The organism is Gordonia aquimaris (genome assembly GCF_026262595.1).
In the GTDB taxonomy this organism is placed as follows: domain Bacteria; phylum Actinomycetota; class Actinomycetes; order Mycobacteriales; family Mycobacteriaceae; genus Gordonia; species Gordonia tangerina.
Genome location: NZ_JAPKFM010000084.1, coordinates 1 through 756, shown reverse-complemented (window position 1 = coordinate 756; position 756 = coordinate 1). Strand labels below are relative to the sequence as shown.

1 protein-coding gene is annotated in these 756 nt (G+C 63.5%); it reads right to left on the bottom strand.

The annotated features are described in order from the left end of the window. On the bottom strand, positions 1 to 645 hold a 645-nt coding region (locus OSB52_RS24680; RefSeq protein ID WP_504925961.1), incomplete at its 3' end, for a transposase family protein. Positions 646 to 756 lie beyond the last annotated feature (111 nt).

Here is a 756-nt window from a genome sequence, read left to right as displayed (position 1 = left end):
TTCAGCGATCATTCGTGCTGCCCCGTTACCGGAGGCGGTACGTCCCGCACGCAGCCAGGCGTTGCCGATCACCGGTGGATGCCCGGGTGCGGACAGGGTGCTGATGAGCGGGGACAGTCCTTTGCGTAGGAGTTCACGCCCGGCGATCTTGGCGTGCCCGTACGAGCCGCCTTCTTTCTGGTAGCCGTAGACCGGGCGCAGCAGCGAGTCGATGTCGACAAACACCCGGGACCCGTCGGCGGGTAGTAGACCCGCGGTGGCGCACATCGCCGGCAATGTTTGGGTCATCACCGCGTTGAGCGCTCGGGCATGGCCGGGGGTGAACTCGCGCAGCGTTTGCCCGATGGTGGCTGGGGCGTACACGCGGTCGAACAGGCGGGTGTGCCCACCACTGCGGACCATCCCGAGGTCGTCGATACTGTCAGCGCCGCAACACAATCCGGCGATCACGGTTAACAGTTTCGGCGCGAGGTTGGCCCCGGCTGAGGCGACCTGAGTGGTGCCGAGGTCGACCCGGTCGCCCAGCGATGAGGCCAACCCGGTCGATTCGGCCACCGCCATGACCGGTACCAGTCCGGCATGCGACACCAGGTTGTCGTCGTCGAAGATAGCGGACGTGGCGGAGAACGTATGCGATACTTTCACTGGAAGTGCCTTCTGAGCTGGAATGTTTTGTGTCTCAACACCACCAATCATTCCAGCTCAGAGGGCATTTTCACGTTATCGACACCCCGGATTCATCCACGGATCCAGGCT